This is a genomic window from Flagellimonas sp. B-3, assembly GCF_056857835.1.
Genome location: NZ_JBSXNW010000024.1, coordinates 384,084 through 405,464, shown reverse-complemented (window position 1 = coordinate 405,464; position 21,381 = coordinate 384,084). Strand labels below are relative to the sequence as shown.

Below are 21,381 nucleotides of genomic sequence, written 5' to 3'. Positions count from 1 at the left end.
AAGTTATGTTAAGGTTATTTTTTAAAAATGTACCTCTACTTGTAAACGATACATTAATGTATCAAATCCATCATCTATATTTAAATAGCTTAAATCGCTTTGAACCTTTAGCTTATGGCCCACAATGTATTTTGAGAGCCCTAAGGTGTATTGTGTTTCAGGTGTTTTACCGGTTATGCCGTAATCCAATTTAATGTTGGTGTATCTGGCAGATACTTCCCAATTATTTTTAAACAGGTAACCCGATTGAAGATTGAGCCCCCTTCCCACTTGAACAACATCCCCTGTTTCGGTATTGTCCGAGTTTACGGCTATCGGGTTGTCCGCATCACGATTTGCATATTCGCCCATCAGGGAAAATCCATTGTACTTGAACATGAAATCCAAAAACAAGGTGGAAATATTGGTTTGGTAGAGCCCGGTATCATTGAACATAAAGTTTCCCATGTTGCTTCGGGTTTTTACGGCATTGTTATTTAGATCGTATGTGGCTGCGACCATTAATTTTGGGGTAGCTTCCCGGCTTAGGTCAGCTCCTTTATAATCCCCTTTGGCCGTGAACCTTCCAAAGGGCAATAACTCTAGTCTTGTGGTGTATTGATGCCCTCCTAAATTACCTTCGGTAACATTTCTTCCATCGCCTTGGGATAGGGCGAATTTTTCGCGTACCAAGAACTTGTTGCCCAAATAAAAATGATGCCTGAGCTGAAAGCCCATATCCCTGTCAATAGTAAATCTGCTATTTAATAGAGATCTATCCACTTGCTGAAGGTTTCCGGATGAGATGACCCTTTCAATATTACCGGGCAACTTTGTTTGTCCGAACCAAAGCTCAAAGTTTTGGTAAAAATTCCACATTACAACGGCATCTAAAATGTATCGAGGTGTATTTCTTGTAAATTCGGAGCCTCCAGAAAGATCCCTATTGGAAAGGCCAAGCTCTATTTTGTACTTGAGTTTTGGGGAATAGGCAAAACCATCGAATTTTAACCGGGCCCGCCTTACCAAAAAGTTCTGTTCTGGGCTGGCAAATTTATTTTCACCATTGTCTGTCCAGCTAAAATTGGATAATATTTGCATTCTTGTTCCCACCTTCATGGACCAAGTACTATCCTTGCCAACGATGTTGAGCAAGCCTTTGCCAAACTTTGTCGAGGATATCTCTTGGGAATAAGAAAAATGTGCGCATGTAAATAGAAAGAAGAAGCCTATTAAGGCTAACTTTTTGGTATTCATAACGGTACTAGTTTTTGTCGCTGCAAATAACCGTACTCAATGTTAAGTTAACATTTCCTCTATGTTATTTTAAGGATGTTATTTTTAATAAAATGGCTACCTTTTAAAAGGTAGCCATCAGATTTCTGAGAATAGTCGACAAAAACTAATATCCGTATAGAAATCCTTGTCAAAATTGAACTATCCAAATTTCTTTACTGTAATTTTAAGTTTAAGTAATCATTAAGCATTGCTTACTAAGGTGATATCCAGTTTTCTTGGTGTATAACCTAGGTTAAATGTATATTGCGCCAATAGTTGAGTATGAACTGGGAACAATTACTTTCTTTAAAACGTCACGGCGACACAGGTAAACGATTACGCAAGGAACAGAACGAGACCCGTTTGGGTTTTGAGGTGGATTACGACCGGATCATTTTTTCGTCTGCCTTTAGGAGCTTGCAGGACAAGACCCAAGTATTTCCAATGCCCATAGCCGTTGGCTCCCAAAAAGATTTTGTGCATACCCGCCTTACCCATAGTTTGGAGGTATCGGTGGTAGGAAGAAGCCTGGGACGTATTGCAGGACAGCAAATTTTGACCAAATACCCGTTTTTGTCCGAAGTGCACGGTCACCATTTTAATGATTTTGGTGCTATAGTTGCCGCTGCTGCATTGGCCCACGATATTGGCAATCCTCCATTTGGGCATAGTGGGGAAAAGGCCATTGGAAATTATTTTAAACAAGGCAAAGGAAAGCAATACGAGGATATGCTTACCGCAGAGGAATACCAAGACCTTATCGATTTTGAAGGCAATGCCAATGGTTTTAAACTTTTGACCGAGTCTCGCGAAGGCGTTCCGGGAGGCCTCCGATTGAGTTATGCCACTTTGGGCGCATTTATAAAATATCCGAAAGCCTCCTTGCCCAAAAGGCCATCTAGAAGCATCGTGGATAAAAAGTTCGGGTTTTTTCAATCGGAGAGATCATTTTTTAATGGGCTAGTGGAAGAAATTGGCCTGTTGCCCAACCCCGACCATCCCGAAACAGGTTTTTTGAGACACCCGCTTACCTATTTGGTCGAGGCTGCCGACGATATCTGTTACACCATCATCGATTTTGAGGACGGAATCAACCTGGGGCTCATTCCAGAAGAATATGCGTTGGAGTATTTGATCAACTTGGTGAAGGATAACATCAACACCAAAAAATATAATGCCATGACCACCTCAAGCGACCGGTTGAGTTATTTGAGGGCACTTGCCATTAGCACCTTGATCGGGGATGCTGTGGATGTTTTTGTGAAGAACGAGGATAAAATCCTTAATGGAGCGTTTGATGTTTCTCTGTTGGACAAGGGGAAATACAGGGCTCAGGTAGAGGACATCATTAAGTTGAGCGTAGAAAAAATCTATCAATCTACCGAAGTGGTCGATAAAGAACTGGCAGGTTACCGTATAATTTCGGACCTGTTGGACATGTACACTACGGCACTGATCAATGTAAAAAAGGGGGAGGGCACCAATTATGACCGATTGCTAATCAAAAGTTTACCCAAAAACTATCAGAATACAAATACTTCGATGTATAAAATATTGTTGGATACCAGTTGTTTTGTGGCTAGCTTATCCGATAGTGCAGCGGTACACATTCATGATAAATTAACGGGGCGAAAAATCTAAAACAGGTTCTAAAACGAATAGAGCAATCCCACGCCCAGTAACTGTTTAAACTGTATACGGGCTATACCAGGGTTTATAACCGTGCCATCCTCGGCAATCTCCTCATCAAATTTTGTGTCATCATCAAAGATGAGATGGGTACCTATATTGGCATTGAGATACTCGTTCACCTTAAGGTTAAAATTCAATTCCCAGTCTACATCAATGTTTCCAAAACTACTTATATAATCGGTATACAGATTGATCCGGTGGTTCATCAATACATTTCTTGCGATTTCGGTTTCCCACGAATTGGTGATCAAAAAACCAAGTTCCAAAAAAACATTTTTGCCCTCTTCAACACCAAATGCACCTTGATTGGAAAGCACTTCGTCCAGAACAAAAGTGGATTTCATGGTAGCAGGTGAAATATATAGGTTGAAGTTGTCTTTAGTGGGGATATAGGATGTACCGACACCGACAAACAGATATCCAGGGGCCATAAACCTGGAAATCGGGTTTTCTCTATCGGGATATTTATAACCGTTGGAAAACTGGGTCCGTAAATTTGCCTTAACGGAATAGTACCAGTTTGTGATGGTATCTTTTCTAAAACTTAGGGTGGTGGACAATCGAATCTGGTCGTCCGTTTTTCTTAGTTTCCTCCCTTCTTGTGCATTGAGGCCGTATCTAAGTTGAACCTCGTTGTCCCAGTTTAAATATCGGAACTTATAATTTCTGGCAAAATCTGCACTTGCAAGTGCCGAAACAGAGTTGTCGCCCCCTGCATTCCAGTTCACAAAAGCTACTTCGCTAATATTAAGTCCAAATTTGTTCACTTTTTTCCAGAATGATGTGGGCTTAAAACGGTTGTACCAAATACTCAAAGGTTTTACACGGTTAAGAACAGTACGTGGGTCGGTGAGCTTGGCACTTCTTGTAAGATATTTTAGTTTAACATCTTTGATGCGAACAATTTTAAAACCGGCATCGGTACTGTCGGGTTCAAAAACCTTTAAACGGGTTATCTGTGCATTGGCAGACAGGAAAACAGTAAGGAATAGAATCAAAAAACAATTTATTCGCATTGGTCTAAGGTTGATTGTATGTATGAATGTATCGTATCAAAATCTATACCAGCCAATTGATGGGTCTCGGGTATGGTGCCATGCTCAACAAATTGATCGGGAACTCCAAATATTTTAACAGGTTTTGACAATCCCTCCTCATTGGCGAATTCCAAAACAGCAGAACCAAAACCACCTATTTTGGTACCATCCTCTACAGTAATAATGTACTTGTATTTGGTAAAAATAGTGCGTAGTGCATTCTTGTCCAAGGGTTTTACGAAACGCATATCGTAATGGCCAACTTTTTCGGAACCATCTAAATTTTTAATGAGGCCGGCGATAGTGTTACCTATATGACCTATGGTAAGTACCGCAATTTCGGAACCTTCTTTCAAACACCGGGACTTACCAATTTCAATAGGCTCAAAATCATTCCTCCAATCAATGTTCGTTCCCCGACCTCTAGGGTATCGTATGGCAATGGGATTATTTAGCCCCAATTGTGCGGTGTACATTATATTTCGGAGTTCCATTTCGTTCATTGGAGCAAAAACGATGAAGTTTGGGATGCAACGCAAATAGGCCATATCAAAAACACCGTGATGGGTCGGGCCGTCCTGTCCTACAAGTCCTGCACGGTCCAAACAAAAAATAACCGGAAGCTTTTGTAGGGCCACATCATGTATCACCTGGTCATAGGCCCGTTGTAAAAAAGTGGAATAAATATTACAAAAAGGCACTAAACCTTGTGTGGCCATTCCTGCAGCCAAGGTAACGGCATGTTGCTCGGCTATCCCTACGTCAAAGGCACGGTCGGGCATTTGGTTCATCATAAATTTTAGCGAGCTGCCACTGGGCATGGCAGGGGTGATTCCAACAATATTTTTATTTTTTTTGGCCAATTCCACTATGCTGTGTCCAAAAACATCTTGATATTTTGGAGGTTCATTCTGCCCAGATTTTTTCAGACGTTCCCCGGTAAGCTTGTCAAACTTTCCAGGAGCATGGTACACCACTTGATCTTCCTCAGCCTGTTTCAGCCCTTTCCCCTTTGTAGTGATGATATGAAGCAACTTTGGTCCCTCCACATGTTTTAGGCGTTCCAGTTCCTTGACCAAGGCTTTTATATCATGTCCATCAATAGGACCCGAATAGTTGAGGTTAAGACATTCAAAAATATTTTCGTCTTTGGCGGTACCTGCCTTTACGTTGGTGAGATATTTTTTTAGGGCCCCAACGCTGGGATCGATTCCAATGGCATTGTCATTGAGCACGATTAATGCGTTTACATGGGTCACTCCGAGATGGTTCAATCCTTCAAAGGCCATTCCGCTGGCAATAGAGGCGTCGCCCACCACGGCAATATGCTGTTTGGTATAATCGCCTTTTAATTTGGATGCCATTGCCATTCCCAATATGGCCGATATGGCGGTGGAACTATGTCCCGTTCCAAAATCGTCGTATTCGCTTTCGGTTCTTTTTGGAAAACCACTAATTCCGCCCAACTGTCGATTGGTTTCAAAGATTTCCTTTCGTCCGGTCAAAATTTTATGCCCGTAGGCTTGGTGGCCCACATCCCAGATAAGTTTGTCGTTGGGAGTATTGAACACATAATGCAGGGCAATGGTAAGTTCCACCGCCCCTAAACTTGCGCCTAAATGTCCTTCTTTGGTGGAAACAATATCAATAATAAACTCCCTTAATTCTTGGGCGAGTTTGGGCAGCTCATATAAAGGTATTTTTTTGAGGTCTTCGGGGGATTCGATATGTGGTAACAGCCTTTTCAATGGATAAAAAACAAAAGTATTGATTCTCCCCAAGATTATTTTATGTGTAGCTTAGCAATCTCTTGAAAAATGACATAAAAATCGTGGAGAACCCGTTTGATGACAACTATTTTATGAAGAAAGCCATGCAAGAGGCAGAAATTGCCTTTGAAAATGGCGAAGTTCCCGTTGGAGCGGTTATCGTAACAAACAATCGAATCATTGGGAGGGCCCATAACCTTACGGAACGATTAAAGGATGTTACGGCCCATGCCGAGATGCAGGCGATTACCGCTGCTTCCAATTTTTTGGGCGGAAAATACCTTCAGGGCTGTACGTTGTACGTTACTTTGGAACCCTGTCAAATGTGTGCGGGCGGCTTGTATTGGAGCCAAATTTCGAGAGTGGTCTATGGAGCTTCGGACCTAGAGCGCGGGTTTAGCGTTATGGGAGGGCATTTGCATCCGAAGACAGAAGTTGTTGGTGGAGTAATGGAAAAGGAAGCTTCCGAGCTGTTAAAGCGATTCTTCATTCAAAGAAGAAACCTGAATTAAACAAAAAACCCCGGCATCGCCAGGGTTTTTAAATCAAAATCAAAATAAAATATTGTTATCCGATTACTTGCACTTGTGCAGCAACCACTCCTTTTCTTCCTTCTTCTTCAATGTATTCTACTTTGTCGCCTTCGTTCAATTCCACACCGTTCAATGCCGTAACATGAACAAAAATGTCTTTTCCTGTGTCGTCGTTTGTAATAAATCCATAACCTTTGGATTCATTGAAAAATTTTACTGTACCAGTCATTAAAAAATAAATAAATGTTAAATTACGAATGTAACTTTTTTTGTGGCTGATTGGATGAAAAGAAGTTTAAATCTTAAGAAAATTATTGATTTTTTGACTTTTTATGCTCTTTTTCTTGCATTTTCTTAATATTTTCCTTAGTCAGCATATAATCTTTCATGTTTTTGCCCTGGCTCTCTTTCCATAGAAAAAGAGGCATGGCTACCAAAAAGAGGCCTACGGTACCTCCTCCAATATATTTTTGGGCCTCCGGATGGTCTTCATCCAGGGAAAGACCATAGAAGATTGAAGCAAAAGAAGCTATCATGATAAGGAAAATGATATGTTTTAGTTTGATTTTCATTGGGAATAATTAATCAGTTTTCTCCGATAGGCCGTCAACATTTTGGATTTGGATATAAAGCCTTCGTATTTGCCATTTTTGATAACGGGCAAATTCCAAGCCCCGCTATCTTGAAATTTTTTCATCACCTGTTTCATATTGTCCGTCTCGTAAAAGATAACCTCTGGGGGGGCATGCATCAAATTTTTAACAAAAACGGTGTCGTACATTTCGGTATCGAACATCATGGGTCTAATATCGTCCAGAACAATTATTCCAATCAGTTTTTTTTCATCATCCAAAACCGGAAAAAGGTTTCTTTTGGATTTGGAAACGGATTGGTGCAGCATTTCACCCAAGGACATTTGGGGGTGTACAGGCCGAAAATTCTTTTCAATAACATCGTCCATTTCCATAAGCCCAAGTACCATTTGGTCCTTGTTGTGGGACAAAAGTGCCCCTATTTTGGCCAGCTCTTTGGTATAAATGGTGTAATCGAGCGCGTTTTTGGTGATTAAGTAGGAGATGGCGGCAGTAATCATTAAAGGTACAAAGAGTTGATAGCCTCCCGTTATTTCTGCAATCAAGAATATGGCGGTCAAGGGTGCGTGGATCACCCCGGCAATCAAACCGGACATACCGATCAAGGTGAAATTGCTTTCGGAAACAGAGAACCCGAATCCTAGGTTGTTGATTACCTTGGCCACCACATTGCCCAATGCACTTCCCATAACCATGGTGGGGATAAATACTCCACCAGCACCCCCGGCACCAATGGTGGTCGTCATGGCAATAGCTTTAAAAATGGTGATTCCGAACAAGAGGGCGATGACCACCCAAATATTATGTGTATAATCATCAAAAGGAGTGGTGCCGAGCGCTTTTAGATGATTACCATCCAATAGATTGTTTATGAATCCAAAACCTTCACCATAAAGAGGTGGAATGGCATATAACATTACCCCAATGGCAATACCGCCGACCAAAAGTTTATACTTTGGACTTTTAAGCTTTTTAAAAAGGGACAATATGGCGAAATACATTTTGGTAAAATAGATGGAGGCAAACCCTGTACCGACACCTAATAAAATGTAAAAGGGGGTGTCTTCCAATTTAAATCCTTCGGATAGGGAAAAGCTGAACAATACTTCGTTTCCCAAAAAGAAATAGGATGTCAGCACCCCGGAAATGGATGCTAAAAGCAGGGGCAGCATGGACATCATGGTCAGATCTAGGGTAAAAATCTCAACGGCAAAAATAATGGCCGCAATGGGGGACTGAAAAATGGAGGCAATTGCCCCGGCCGATGCGCATGCCACCAAAAGTGTCCTGGTCTTGGCATCTATATGGAACAATCGGCTCAAATTTGAACTTACTGCGGATCCCGATTTTACGGCTGGCCCCAACAATCCTACCGAACCACCAAAACCTACGGTAAGAGGAGCGGTGATCAAAGGGGTGTAAATATCTTTTAGTTTGAGTAGTCCTCTTTTTTTGGAAAGCGAGAAGATGATGGATGAAATCGCATGCTGCAAAGGTTCTTTATGCACAAATTTTACATAAAGATATACCAACGTTAGCCCAATGGTCGGGAGTATAAAGTACAGTTGATTCTCTGAAAAAACAATGCCTTTTTTTAAAAGTGACTCGATAAAATAGGTGGAGTTTTTTACGGTAACGGCAACCAATCCTGCCAAAAAACCCACAATAAGGCTCATTATTTGAATAAAGGTCCTGTTGGAGATATTTCTATATCGCCATTTTAGAAATCGGGTGAGCAGTTTTTTGTTGCTGTAAGGCATCGAGGTGTATAATACTATTAAAAGTATTAAAAAATCCCGCTAACAAAGCGGGATTTACTTTATATCACAAGTCCAATTTTAAATGGAGCTCTTTCAACTGTTCTTCGTCAATGTTTGCTGGGGCATCGATCATAACATCGCGTCCGCTATTGTTTTTGGGGAACGCAATGTAATCCCGAATGGTTTCCTGTCCGCCCAAAATGGCCACCAATCTATCCAAGCCAAAAGCAATCCCACCGTGAGGAGGGGCGCCATATTGGAAAGCATCCATTAAAAAGCCAAACTGGGCCTTCGCTTCTTCGTGAGTGAAGCCCAAATGTTTGAACATGGTTGCTTGAGTCTCCTTGTCATAGATTCTTATGGAACCGCCACCGATCTCGTTTCCATTGAGCACCAAATCGTAGGCATTGGCCTTTACCTCCCCCGGTTTTGTGTCCAGCAATTCCAATTGACCTGGTTTTGGGGAAGTGAAGGGGTGGTGCATGGCATGGTATTTCCCCGTTTCCTCATCCAATTCCAATAAAGGGAAGTCCACTACCCACAATGGAGCAAACTCATCTGGATTTCTAAGTCCCAAACGGGTTGCCAATTCCATGCGTAATGCGCTCAATTGTGCACGGGTTTCGTTGGTGTTTCCGGATAGTACACAGATGAGGTCGCCTGGTTTGGCCCCGGTTACCTCAGCCCATTTGGCCAAGTCTTCTTGGTCGTAAAATTTGTCCACGGAAGATTTATAGGAGCCATCTTCGTTGCACTTAACATAGACCATTCCTTTTGCGCCAACTTGTGGGCGTTTTACCCAGTCTACCAGTTTGTCTATTTCTTTTCTGGTATACGAAGCTGCTCCCGGAACAGCGATTCCCACCACCAATTCGGCGGAGTTGAAGACGTTAAAATCTTTGTGCTGGGCCACATGGTTGAGCTCGCCGAACTGCATGCCAAATCGAATGTCGGGTTTGTCGTTCCCGTACAGGCGCATGGCATCATCATAAGTCATTCTCGGGAACTCATCTATTTCCACACCTTTGATTTCTTTCAAAAGATGCTTGGTCAAACCTTCAAAAGTGTTCAAAATGTCCTCTTGTTCCACAAAGGCCATTTCGCAGTCAATTTGAGTAAACTCCGGTTGGCGGTCGGCACGGAGGTCTTCATCCCTAAAACATTTCACTATTTGAAAATATTTGTCCATTCCTCCGACCATCAACAATTGTTTAAAGGTTTGTGGGGACTGGGGCAGGGCGTAGAACTGACCTTCGTTCATTCGGCTGGGCACCAAAAAGTCCCTAGCTCCTTCAGGAGTGGATTTTATCAAATATGGAGTTTCAATATCGATAAAGCCTTGGTCGGATAGATATTTCCTAACCTCCATGGTTACTTTATGCCTAAAGATGAGTTTGTTCTTTACTGGATTTCTACGGATATCCAAATAGCGGTACTTCATTCGGATGTCTTCCCCGCCATCGGTCTCATCCTCTATGGTAAATGGAGGAAGCAGGGACTTGTTCAAGATGGTGAGTTCGGTTACGAGCACCTCAATTTCTCCTGTGGGAATATTTGGATTTTTGGAAGTACGTTCAATAACCTCGCCTTTGGCTTGGATAACGGTTTCGCGACCAAGTTCCCTAGCCTGTTCAAGCAATTCTTGGGAAGTGCGTTCCTGGTCAAAAACCAATTGGGTAATACCGTAGCGGTCACGGAGGTCTACCCAAACTACAAAACCTTTGTCGCGGAGTTTGTGCACCCATCCACTTAAAATAACTTCTGAACCTATATCCGATGCCCTTAATGCACCACAAGTATTGCTTCTGTACATGATGTTTGTTATGAGAGCGCAAATTTAATAGGAATGTGGCTATTTTTTAGGAGATATGTCCATTTTCTGTTTGTTGTTCTTTTTTTAAGGGAGAAGTGATTGCATATTCGAGACCTGCTTAACGTTAAATTAACATTGAAAGTGATTTATCAACCAGTATTGAACGATTATGAGTAAAAATATTCGCTAAAAGCACAGATTAGTAATATTTGTACAAAGTTTAACTATTTGAATAACAATAAATTAAAATTTTAAAGTTAATTTAATGTAAACTAAAAGTTATGTAAATGTGTGATTAACGTAAAATTTAAGTAAATTTGATACGTTATCATTAGGAATAAACAATATTAAATCCCATAAAGAATGAAAAAAGCAATATTATTTTTGGCGGTGATATTTGCGGTTAGTGTATCTGCTCAAGATATGAAGCCGACCTTTGAAAAAATGGGAAAAATGGTGAAAGCCACCTATTTTCATGACAATGGTGAAATTGCCCAAACAGGTTATATTTTGAACGGAAAATTACATGGTGATTGGGTAATGTTCAATGTTGAAGGTAAAAAAATTGCCACTGGCCAATACGAAAATGGAGAAAGAACCGGTAAATGGTTTTTTTGGAAGAATGATGGATTACGCGAAGTGGACTTTACGGACAACCGCATAGTGCAAGTAAAAAATTGGAACGAAGGCGATGCCGTTACGATAAACCAATAAGATAAATCAGTGTTTAAGAAAAAGCCCCGGCCAATTTGGCCGGGCTTTTCTATTTTTTGGGGAAGTAACTTTTATTCCTCTATCGCCTTTGGCTCCACTTTTTTGGCCTTCAATGTTTGAATCCATATTTTAAGCCTGTAACTGATATTGAACAGTACCGGCACAATGATCAATGTTAAGAATGTGGCGACAATCAAACCAAAAATAACCGTCCAGGCCAACGGCCCCCAAAATATAACATTGTCACCCCCCATGTAAACCTGTGCATCAAAATCGGAAAACAGGCTAACAAAGTTAATGTTTAATCCTATGGCCAATGGAATCAATCCTAAAACGGTTGTAATGGCTGTTAGTATAACTGGACGTAAACGAGCTTTACCTCCTTTGATTATGGCATCCGTAACATCTTCACGATTCAGCAGTTCATCATCGGAAATTCCTAGCTCCACTTTTTTTCGATCAATAAGGATTTGGGTATAATCAAGTAATACCACACCATTATTTACCACAATCCCTGCCAAGGAAATAATTCCCATCATGGTCATCATAATAACAAATGGCCACCCTGTTATGATCAATCCTCCAAACACTCCTATAAAACTTAGGAATATGGCCATCATGATTATAGCGGGCTTGGAGATGCCACCAAATTGGAAAATTAAAAGAAGCATGATCAATCCCAGTCCCAAAAAGAATGCGCTTACCAAAAAGGACATTTGCTTTTCTTGTTCCTCAATTTGACCGGTAAAATCAATTTTAACCCCCTCAGGGAGTGCTTTGAACTCCTGCATTTCTTCCTGGATCTCCGCAACAATGGCACCGGCATCCGTAAATCCGGGTTTTAAAGCGGAGTATACCGTAACCACCCGTTTGGTATCGACGTGCTTAATGGCACTGAACGATGAAGTGTTTTCTTGGTTTGCCACGGCAGAAATGGGAATTTCCTTTATTTGACCGTTGGAGGGATCCCTGAAAATGATTTTTTGGTCGAATAAGGCACTGGTATTGTAACGAAGATCTTGGTTAAAACGAACATTGATATCGTAGTCTTCACCGTCTTTTTTGTAAATCCCAGCTTTATCACCAAAAATAGATCTACGTAATTGTTGCCCAACTTGAGCTACAGAAACACCAAGTTCTCCTGCTTTGGCTCTGTTCACTGTAACCTGTATGCCGGGCTTACCTTTATTTACATCTATTTTAAGCTCTTCGATACCTGCAATGTTCTTACTGTTGATAAAGTTGCGCATGCGTTCGGCGGTGCTTATCAAGGTATCATAATTTTGGCCTTCGATCTCTATATTGATGGGATAACCGGCAGGAGGGCCAACAGCATCTTTTTCTACGGAAATGGTTACACCTGGGTACACACCGGACAACGTATCTTGAATTTGTTGGCGAAGCTCTTCGGTATCCAGCCCGTTCCTGTATTTAAACTCGCGCATGGAGAGCGTAATTTTACCGCGATGGGGCATTTCTGCAGCAGAACCACCCTCGGTAAATGGGTTTTCGGCTCCCTTACCTACTTGGGATACGCTGGATTGAACCAGATAATTGAAGTCCCCTTTGTTGTATTTGTTCCTACCGGTTACACCATAGACCCTTTCCTCAATTTTTTTTGTGATGGCATTGGTCTTTTCTATATCGGTTCCCTGTGGATACTCGATGTACACATAAATTTCGTTGGGCGTATTGTCTGGAAAAAACTCCACTTTTGTACGTTGTGTTTGCAACGACATCCCGAAGAAAACAAATGATAAAATCAAGAGAAGGGAGGTAAGTCCAAAGTACCAATACACATTTTTGCCCTTAAGTGCTTTTTTTAATTGGCGTTCGTAAAAGTTCTCCAATTTCACCAAACTCTTGGTCTGGAAATTTCGGGCCCACGGCTTCAGGAAGTATTTGTATATCCAGAACATGATGCCGACGACTATCATTAATGTGCCAAGGCCGCGTACGGGACCTCCCACAATAAAGATAAATAGTCCAAAGCCTCCTAAAATCAAACTAAGTCGTATCAATTGCTTTTTTGTGAGCTCTTTTTCACCGATCTGCATAAACTGCGAGACCAACATGGAGTTCATGAATATGGCCACGAACAATGAAGAACCTAGTACTACGGACAATGTAATGGGGAAGAAAATCATGAATTCGCCCATAATGCCCGGCCACATTCCCAAGGGAACAAAAGCTGCAACAGTGGTTGCTGTGGATATGATGATAGGTATGGCAATTTCACCAATACCTTTTTTGGCAGCTTCTTTGCGGGACATGCCTTCTTGCTCCATGAGTCGATATACGTTCTCGACCACAACAACCCCATTGTCAACCAACATACCAAGTCCCATGATCAATCCAAAGAGGATCATGGTATTCAGCGTATAACCCAAGGCCGTAAGAATCATGAAAGACATGAACATGGACATGGGTATGGCAAAACCAACAAAAAGGGCGTTTCTAAAGCCTAAGAAAAACATTAATACGGTTACAACGAGTATAATCCCGAATATGATGTTGTTTACCAAATCATCCACTTGGTTCAGGGTCCTGCTGGAGGAATCGTTGGCAATGGTAACGGTTAGGTCTTTTGGAAAGTAATTTTCCTTGGCCTCATCCACCAAATCTCGTATAAGTTCAGATGCTTCAATAGTATTTTTTCCGGACCTTTTTTTAATGTCCAACATGACCACTGGCTTACCATGTTCCCTGGCGTAAGTGGTCTTGTCTTCCTCGGTAAACGATACAGTGGCAATATCACGCAGATAAATGGCCCCGTTTTCGGATTTGACCACAAAGTTTTCCAGTTCTGAAGGTTTTTCGACTTCGCCCAAAATGCGTATGGTCCTACGTTGGCCACTGGTGATCATGTTACCGGCGGACATGGTCATGTTTCCGTTGGATATGGCCTGGATCACATCATCAAAACTAACCCTGGAAGCCATCATTTTATAAACATCTACCGCTATTTCAACCTCTTTTTCCTGCGCACCTCTTATATCTACCTCTTTTATTAGGGGGAGGTCTTCAATTTCATCTTCCAAATACTCGGCAAACTCTTTTAGCTTTTCCACAGGATAATCTCCCGTGAGGTTCACGTTCATTATCGGAAAGGATTCCGCCAAGTTCAGGTCAAAAACATTGGGCTCTACCTTTGCCCCGTTGAAAATGGGCCAGTCTTCACCGGCTTTTTCGGTATCAACTTCGTCTTTTACTTCTTGTTTTGCGTTTTCGACCGAAATTTCTTCATCAAACTCAACAATGATCATGGAGTAGTCTTCTTGTGAAGTTGATGTGATCTCCACCACGTTGCTCACATTTTTGAGCACATCTTCGAGAGGGTCGGTGATCAAACGCTCCATATCCTCAGCCGTATTGCCGGGATACACGGTACTTACATATATTTTGGTTTCTTCCACTTCAGGGAAATCTTCCCTGGGCATGGAAAAATAGGAGGATAAACCTATGATAAAGAACAACCCGATCATTACATAGATCACAGACGGATTGCCTATGGCCCACGATGAAAGGCGGAATTCCTTGTTTGCGTTCTTTTTAGCTTTTTCCATTTTGGTGAATTAGTTTTTTGCAGTTGTGGTTGTGTCCAGTACTTTAACAGTTTGCCCATCCCTTATGCTGCGGGCGCCTTCAACTATTACTTGGTTTCCAGCCGAAATACCTTCAAGAACTTCTAGATAATCGCCTTGTTTTTTACCTGGTTTGATAATTAATTTTTTGGCGGTAAACTCACCATTATCTTCGGTGATAGCATATACATATTGTTCACCCTCTGCATTTTCCGAAACTATACTTTGTGGTATAAGGATGGCATTTTCATTGGTATAATCGTTGATCCTTACCTGTGCCGTTAGATTCGGTTTTATATGGCCATTCTTGTTGGGTACGGGTATTTCTGCAATAAAGGAGCGGTTGCTGGGATTGATGAAATTTCCAGTTTGGCGTACTTTGGTAGTAATGGTTTCTCCCAAAACGGGGAAAGAGGCGTCTACGAGTTTACCAGGGGTTACATTGGGCAAATGGGCTTCTGGCACCTCCACATCAATGTACATGTCCGACAGGTTCACTATTCTAAAAACCTCGGAACCTGGCCCTGGGCTTACCACCGTTCCTTGATCTTTGATCACATCGTCCACAATGCCCGAAAATGGTGCCCGGATGGAAGATTTTTCAACTTGGCTTTCCAATTGTTTTACCGCATTTTGTTGGGCCTCGTAATTGGTTTTGGCCTGTAGGTATTGGATCTCGGAACCGATATTTTGCTCCCAAAGCCTTTTTTGGCGTTCAAAAGTGGTTTTGCTCAATTCCGCTTGGGTTTTTAATTGAGCCAACTGGCTTGAGAGTCCGCCGTCATCAATCGAAGCCAATAACTGGCCTTTGGACACCCGTTGTCCCTCTTTAACGTACACACGATAAAGTGTGCCCGCCATTTCTGGATAAACCAGTACATTTTGGTCTGTTTTAACATCGCCCTGTAATTCTAAAAAGTGCTGGAATTTTTCAGGATTTACGGTAATTGTAGATACCAATGGCAGTTTTGAATTGTCGTCCAGTTCTGCAATGGCTTCGTCCAACTTCTTAACTTGATCCTCCAGTGTTTTAAGTTCTTCGGTAACGGAATTTCGTTTTGCTCGAATGGCTTCCACATCCTTACTGGCAATTACTTCGTCCAAAGAATTGCTGCCGCTGCCTCCGCATGAAGCAAGAACTGCTGCTATTAGTGATATATATATTGCTTTTTTCATGATGGAATGGTTTTCTCCTTTAGATTATTGATTTAAAATGTTTTCCAGTGCTATTTTCTTGTTGATCACATCGACCATGGATTGTAAATATTCTTGTTGACTGGTATATAATTGGGTCTGGGCCTGTCTCAATTCAAAACTGGTCGCCAAACCTTCGGAATATTTGATTTGATTCTTTTTTTCGATGCGCTCCGCCAGTTCCAAATTGTCCTTGGACGTGCCGTATTGTTCTATGGCAAGGATGTAATCGCTCTTGGCGCTTTCCAACTGAAGGCGGATTTGTTCCTGTGCCTCGGTGAACTGGGTTTTTGCCTTTTCCAGGGCAATCTTGGCACGTTGCGTACTGGCACTTCTTTTTAAAGAGCTGAAAATTGGAATGTTGAGGTCGACCCCCAAAATGGAGGAACCGAACCATTGTTGCCCACTGTCCAAAAAGTTGAAATTGTTACTGAAGGAATTTCCCCCGTAATTGATAAAGGCATTAAGTGTTGGCAAAGCGCGGCTTTTGGCCAGTTTTAATTCAAAGTAACGCTGCTCGTTGAGGTTGGCTGCCAACTTGTAATCCACATTGTTCTCTATATTGAACTCGGTATCGATCAATCCCAAATCAATTTGGCTTTGGGAAAGGTCGTCCAAATTCTCGGTCAAAACGGTAGGTGTTTCAATGGGGAGCCCTAACATCAAGTTCAACATTTGCAGGGTTATCTTCTCCATACGACGTGCATTTTTAAGTTGGTTGTCCACCGTGGAGAGCGTAATCTGCAACTGGTCCACACTTTCCTCATCACCGAGGCCGTTTTCGTAAATACGCTTGGTCTCGTAAAGGTTTTCTTCCAGGGTCGCTTTGTTTTTTTCGGAAATCTTTACACTTTCCTGTGCCAAAAGCACATTGCCGTAGGCTTCCACCACCGATTTTCGCACATCCAATTCGGTTTTTTCCTTATTGTTCTGGCTATAGTCCAAAAAGGTTTTGGTGGCCTGTACGCCCACAATGTAAGATCCGTCAAATATTTGCTGGGTCAAAGTAGCCGTGGCCGACATGGACTGTGCCTGTCCGAATACCACTTCTTGGTATGTTCCGGGTTCCCCGCCAAAAAATTCGGCAGGAATTTGTGAAACAGGTTGCTTTAACTGGTTTTGGTAACTTATGGCCCCATTGATCTGGGGAAGTCCCGATGCAATGGTTTCCCATTTTTGTTTTTGGGCGTCCACAATATCCCTCTCTGCATTTTGAGCATTGTAATTGTGTTCCAAAGCATACATTATGGCCTGATCCAAGCTAAAACTGGGTATGGTGTCTTGTGCCGATGCCAACCAAGGCAGTATGAGTAGTAGACTGATTAACGTTTTTCGCATTTATTCTTGATTTGAATTGATGATTGAGTTGAGTACATTTCGTCCCTTGGGCGTTACAATCCCCCTAAGGTGATATTCCAAATAATAGTCCAATAATTCAGGTTTGCTGAATATTTCTGTTGGGAACAAATTATTGTCCTTGATGCTGGTAACACCGGTAAAGTATATTCTGGATACAAATTCAACATTTAGGTTGTCTCTGTAAATGCCCAGTTCCATGCCTCTTTTCACGTTTTCGGCAATACAACGATGGGTGCATTCAAATTGTATTTCTTTAAGTGAGGTATAGATTTTTGGATAATACTTTTGCAATTGGTACAATGGGGATGATTTTTCGTCCTTTAAGTGTACCATTATAAATTTTTTGATTTCGTATAGTTCTTCAATTGGGTTTTTCTTGAACGCAACAATATCGTCTATGCCGCAGGTGATAGTATCCGACATTGTTATAGCGGTCTGTTCCACCAATTCCGTTTTATTCTTAAAATGGGAGTAAATCGTTTTTTTGGATATTCCCATCTCCTGTGCCAAATCGTCCATGGTAACGCTCTTAAACCCTAGGTTTAAGAACATTTCAGTTGCCTTTTGTATAATATTTTCCCTCATAATCAGGGAGCAAATGTAGGTATGGAAACTTTAAAAACAAAAAAAGTTTCCATGGTTTTACAATTTTTTAACGAAGGTTCAATGTCTATTTTTAATTGGACTCTGTACTATCGCTGAACAATGGGGAAATTTGGTGGTCGTTGTTGCCATGTTCGGTACGAATGTTTCCCAACCGCCAAAAAAAGGGACTGAACTGAAGTAAATACTTCTTCTTTGGATTATTCTTCTTTTGATTTATCATGATTTTCGTTTTTGATTTTTTCTATATATGCTTTAAATGCTTCTTCGCCTTCTTCTTTCCAAAATTGATCATAGTGTTTCCACTCATCAAAATCCCTTCTCCAAGAACCACACTTGTTGGACGATTTAATCTTCTTTTTGTGACTTGAACCTCCTTTGCCCTTACCGCCGCCGCCAAAGCCAAATAGAAGCTTTGCCAATACAAAAATGCCCAGGGCCTGCCAGTAGGTAACCGTTCCCACGCCGAAAAGGTCGGGCATGAGCCAGTTCCATAAGCGCATCAATAAATAATTGGCCAATAGGAAAATCAGGATTCCCAAAATGACCATGGCAACAATTTTAACCACTTTTTTTACGGTGCTTTTCACCTTTTTTTCCACGGCTTTTTCGAATTCTTTTTTATGTTCCATAACTCAGTTCTTTAATATTCTCTAACTTTTTTGATAGTTCCGACATGGCACGGTGCCTTCTCGACATTAACGTACCTGCCGGTATTCCGGTTCTTTCTGCTATTTGTTTATAATTGTATCCTTCAAAATCTATGGCGATTACAATATCGCGATATGCGGGCTTCAAATCTTCGACCGCTTTTTTTAGGGCTTGTTCCATCTCTGGTGAATAGCTGTTATCTGCATCACCATAAAAGAAATCCGCAAACTCCCGCCATTGTTGGTCAATATCCTCGCTGGGCAATTTTCTCTCTTTTTTACCACGCATAATATCAATGATTCTATTGCGAATGGCATTGTACACAAATCCACCAACATTGGTTATGGGCATGGCATCATCCGATCTGGAAAACATCCGCAGGGCCACATCCTGCACAATATCCTCGGCATCCCGTTCCGATGTATCCTGAATCCTCGACTGCACATAAGAGCGCAACGAGCCATACTCCTCATTAAAGAAGTCGGTCAGGTTATTTCGATTATCGGTTTTGGCTGCCATTCAGATGGTACGGGTTGCTTTTCATCTATAGAGACGAAGAAATTATTTTCTATTGCAATTTCTCCACAATTTTTTTTGAAAGGATGTCTTTTTGTGGATTTGGATGCTTTGTAATCCTCTTTTAAAACAATACGCCAACCTTAAATTAAATATTTGCACGTATTTTTGACTCCATGTCAGATATCGATATCATTGGTCAGTATAGGGAGCAGTTTGTTACGCACTTACAAACAAGGACTAAGTTGGGGGAACCCAAGAATTTGTACGAACCTGTTCACTATATTTTAGGATTGGGAGGCAAACGGATGCGTCCCATACTTACTTTGATGACGGCCAAGGCCTTTGGCGTAAAAGCGGAGGATGCCCTGGATGCAGCATTGGCAGTGGAAATGTTCCACAATTTTTCGTTGGTGCATGATGATATTATGGATGATGCCCCGCTTCGACGCGGAAAAACAACGGTGCATGAAAGATGGGATGTTAATACAGGAATCCTTTCTGGTGACGCCATGTTGATTCTGTCCTATCAATTTTTTGAAAGCTACCCAGCGGAAACATACAAAGAACTCACAAAGTTGTTCAGTAAAACCGCATTGGAAGTATGCGAAGGCCAACAATACGATGTGGATTTTGAGACCCGGGACGATGTTACCATTCCGGAATATCTTAAAATGATAGAGTACAAGACTTCTGTGTTGGTCGCCGCTGCAATGAAGATGGGAGCCATTGTGGCCCAAGCCTCCAAAAAAGATGCTAACGCCATTTACGAGTTTGGTCGAAACCTCGGCATTGCCTTTCAGTTGCAAGATGATTATTTGGATGCCTTTGGCGACCCCAAAACCTTTGGCAAACAGGTTGGTGGGGATATTATGGAGAACAAAAAAACCTATTTGTTCCTAAAATCCTTGGAAAAAGCCTCGAAAGATGATCAAGATGGCTTGTTGCACCTGTATTCCATAAAACCTGAAGACTCCACAGCCAAAGTGGAGGCGGTGAAAACCATCTTTAAGGAAAGCGGGGCAGTGGAGGAAACCAAAAAAGCCATCCAAGAGTTTACCCAAAAAGCATTTGATGCTTTGGCTGAAACAAATCTTCCCGATAAAAACAAAGCCTTGCTAAAGCAATTTGGCGAAAGTTTGATGGAGCGAACCGTTTAAAACAGTCGTTTGAAAAATGCTCTTATAAAAGGCATCGGTCTTGGTGCGGTCACAATTTTTAGCTCTTCCCACAGATTGGTTTCGTTCTCAAGGAATTTCAAAATCAAGGAAGCCTTTCTTCTTTTGAACATTGACTCGAAGATTTCGTGTCCTAGATGATTACTCTCATATAAAATGTCCAGCAAAAGCATATCGTAGAACAAAAACCTGCTTTTTTGATGGAACTCGGACAACGGTTTCCCGGCTTTCAGATGACTTACCAATTTGGGCACTTGCTGGCTCGTGTTGTAAAACGTATATCCCGTGCTTGGTTTCGCCCAACCCCCTGCAATCCCGATGTGGAAAACAGCATCCGTATTGTGTTGATGAAACGGATAGCAGGTCATGGGAATGCTGCCAAACTCGGTTTCCTGAATGGTGTATTGGGTGTCGTTGTATTTTTCTTTGATGTAATTTTTGATGGCCTCTTCGTACTCCGTCTTCTCCAATAGATGTTCCGAAAACAAGGTGTATTCCACCAAAGCTTCTGTTTCTGAAATTGGAAGCACATACATAAAACGTGTGTTGCCCTTTTGCGGTACGGAGAAGTCCATAAAAGTAGCTTCGCCCGGATTAAAAATAGACTGGTCGGTTTTTATTTGCCACCCCAAGAAATGTTGTTGCAATACGGGAAATTCCTTTTGTTTTTCTGGGATTGATGCATCGTACAAGCTGGAAAACACCTTTTTGCCCGTGTGGGTCTGTGATGGAGTGGTCACCAAAACCTCGTTTGCTTGCTCTTCAATATGGGTTACCTCTTCCTGAACCCAAGTAATGTTTGGATAGTCTTTTACCTTTGGTAAAAAGTGATTGTAGAAGTCAATACCGCGAAGCATTTTATAAGTGTAGGGCGCAATGGGAGTGGATTTTTGAAGCTGCTGTCCGCCCACATAAATGTTGTCCCAAGTTTTGTGGATCAAATCATCAAATGGACCATTTCCCCGTTCCCAAAAACACCAAGTTCGGTCGTTTTTGGACTTGTCGTCCTTGTCCAGCACCAAAATGGATTTGGAGGCAAAAAATTTGTCCTTGCCCAAGGCATCGGCCAACAAAAGGCCAGCAGCTCCCGCTCCTATAATGATGTAATCGTAGTTGGGCATAAATAGT

General features: G+C 41.7%; 18 protein-coding genes. 4 read left to right on the top strand and 14 right to left on the bottom strand.

Going from position 1 to position 21,381, the window contains the following annotated elements; translation table 11 throughout:
* Positions 1-21 precede the first annotated feature (21 nt).
* Positions 22-1,236, bottom strand: coding sequence for a porin (locus tag AC13CS_RS14320; protein ID WP_293166638.1), 1,215 nt, complete (start codon positions 1,234-1,236; stop codon positions 22-24).
* 303 nt (positions 1,237-1,539) lie between these two features.
* Between AC13CS_RS14320 and dgt the strand changes: the two genes are divergently transcribed.
* On the top strand, positions 1,540-2,898 hold the full coding sequence (gene dgt / locus AC13CS_RS14315) for a dGTP triphosphohydrolase (protein WP_293166640.1): 1,359 nt from the start codon (positions 1,540-1,542) through the stop codon (positions 2,896-2,898).
* Positions 2,899-2,906: 8 nt separating this feature from the next.
* Here dgt and AC13CS_RS14310 read toward each other — a convergent pair whose 3' ends face one another.
* Both AC13CS_RS14310 and AC13CS_RS14305 read right to left on the bottom strand, forming a co-directional pair.
* On the bottom strand, positions 2,907-3,965 hold the full coding sequence (locus tag AC13CS_RS14310; protein WP_293166642.1) for a DUF3078 domain-containing protein: 1,059 nt from the start codon (positions 3,963-3,965) through the stop codon (positions 2,907-2,909).
* The gene (locus tag AC13CS_RS14305) at positions 3,956-5,734 is read right to left on the bottom strand and encodes a 1-deoxy-D-xylulose-5-phosphate synthase (protein WP_293166644.1); all 1,779 of its coding nucleotides are present in this window, start codon (positions 5,732-5,734) and stop codon (positions 3,956-3,958) included. The genes AC13CS_RS14310 and AC13CS_RS14305 overlap by 10 nt, the downstream gene beginning before the upstream one ends.
* A gap of 83 nt (positions 5,735-5,817) precedes the next feature.
* Between AC13CS_RS14305 and AC13CS_RS14300 the strand changes: the two genes are divergently transcribed.
* Positions 5,818-6,267, top strand: a complete 450-nt coding sequence (locus AC13CS_RS14300) for a nucleoside deaminase (RefSeq protein ID WP_293167264.1) — start codon at positions 5,818-5,820, stop codon at positions 6,265-6,267.
* Positions 6,268-6,322: 55 nt separating this feature from the next.
* On the opposite strand, the gene AC13CS_RS14295 is transcribed toward AC13CS_RS14300, so the two are convergent.
* The 4 genes from AC13CS_RS14295 to aspS form a co-directional block, all read right to left on the bottom strand.
* Complete coding sequence (locus AC13CS_RS14295) at positions 6,323-6,517, bottom strand: cold-shock protein (RefSeq protein ID WP_163624136.1); 195 nt, start codon at positions 6,515-6,517, stop codon at positions 6,323-6,325.
* 82 nt (positions 6,518-6,599) lie between these two features.
* Entirely contained in the window at positions 6,600-6,860 is a 261-nt protein-coding gene (locus tag AC13CS_RS14290; protein ID WP_163624135.1) for a hypothetical protein, read from the bottom strand.
* On the bottom strand, positions 6,857-8,641 hold the full coding sequence (locus tag AC13CS_RS14285; protein WP_293166647.1) for a chloride channel protein: 1,785 nt from the start codon (positions 8,639-8,641) through the stop codon (positions 6,857-6,859). Before AC13CS_RS14285 ends, AC13CS_RS14290 begins: the two co-directional genes overlap by 4 nt.
* A 64-nt stretch (positions 8,642-8,705) precedes the next feature.
* Positions 8,706-10,454, bottom strand: a complete 1,749-nt coding sequence (gene aspS / locus AC13CS_RS14280) for an aspartate--tRNA ligase (protein WP_293166649.1) — start codon at positions 10,452-10,454, stop codon at positions 8,706-8,708.
* Positions 10,455-10,817: 363 nt separating this feature from the next.
* On the opposite strand from aspS, the gene AC13CS_RS14275 reads away from it, so the two are divergent.
* The gene (locus AC13CS_RS14275) at positions 10,818-11,168 is read left to right on the top strand and encodes a toxin-antitoxin system YwqK family antitoxin (protein WP_293166651.1); all 351 of its coding nucleotides are present in this window, start codon (positions 10,818-10,820) and stop codon (positions 11,166-11,168) included.
* Positions 11,169-11,239: 71 nt separating this feature from the next.
* On the opposite strand, the gene AC13CS_RS14270 is transcribed toward AC13CS_RS14275, so the two are convergent.
* The 6 genes from AC13CS_RS14270 to AC13CS_RS14245 form a co-directional block, all read right to left on the bottom strand.
* Positions 11,240-14,734, bottom strand: a complete 3,495-nt coding sequence (locus AC13CS_RS14270; protein ID WP_293166653.1) for an efflux RND transporter permease subunit — start codon at positions 14,732-14,734, stop codon at positions 11,240-11,242.
* 9 nt (positions 14,735-14,743) lie between these two features.
* Positions 14,744-15,928, bottom strand: a complete 1,185-nt coding sequence (locus tag AC13CS_RS14265) for an efflux RND transporter periplasmic adaptor subunit (RefSeq protein ID WP_293166655.1) — start codon at positions 15,926-15,928, stop codon at positions 14,744-14,746.
* A 24-nt stretch (positions 15,929-15,952) separates the two neighbouring features.
* Complete coding sequence (locus AC13CS_RS14260; protein WP_293166657.1) at positions 15,953-17,284, bottom strand: TolC family protein; 1,332 nt, start codon at positions 17,282-17,284, stop codon at positions 15,953-15,955.
* Positions 17,285-17,890, bottom strand: a complete 606-nt coding sequence (locus tag AC13CS_RS14255; protein ID WP_293166659.1) for a TetR/AcrR family transcriptional regulator — start codon at positions 17,888-17,890, stop codon at positions 17,285-17,287.
* Between the two features lie 218 nt (positions 17,891-18,108).
* A complete protein-coding gene (locus AC13CS_RS14250; protein WP_293166661.1) occupies positions 18,109-18,540 on the bottom strand; it encodes a hypothetical protein in 432 nt (143 codons plus the stop codon).
* On the bottom strand, positions 18,530-19,078 hold the full coding sequence (locus tag AC13CS_RS14245; protein ID WP_293166663.1) for an RNA polymerase sigma factor: 549 nt from the start codon (positions 19,076-19,078) through the stop codon (positions 18,530-18,532). The genes AC13CS_RS14250 and AC13CS_RS14245 overlap by 11 nt, the downstream gene beginning before the upstream one ends.
* 173 nt (positions 19,079-19,251) lie before the next feature.
* On the opposite strand from AC13CS_RS14245, the gene AC13CS_RS14240 reads away from it, so the two are divergent.
* Positions 19,252-20,235 carry an FPP/GGPP synthase family protein gene (locus tag AC13CS_RS14240; protein WP_293166665.1) on the top strand — a complete coding sequence of 328 codons (984 nt, stop codon included), beginning with the start codon at positions 19,252-19,254 and terminating at the stop codon, positions 20,233-20,235.
* Here the strand turns inward: AC13CS_RS14240 and AC13CS_RS14235 are convergent.
* Complete coding sequence (locus AC13CS_RS14235; RefSeq protein WP_293166667.1) at positions 20,232-21,374, bottom strand: lycopene cyclase family protein; 1,143 nt, start codon at positions 21,372-21,374, stop codon at positions 20,232-20,234. The two genes, AC13CS_RS14240 and AC13CS_RS14235, sit on opposite strands and share 4 nt — an antisense overlap.
* Positions 21,375-21,381 lie beyond the last annotated feature (7 nt).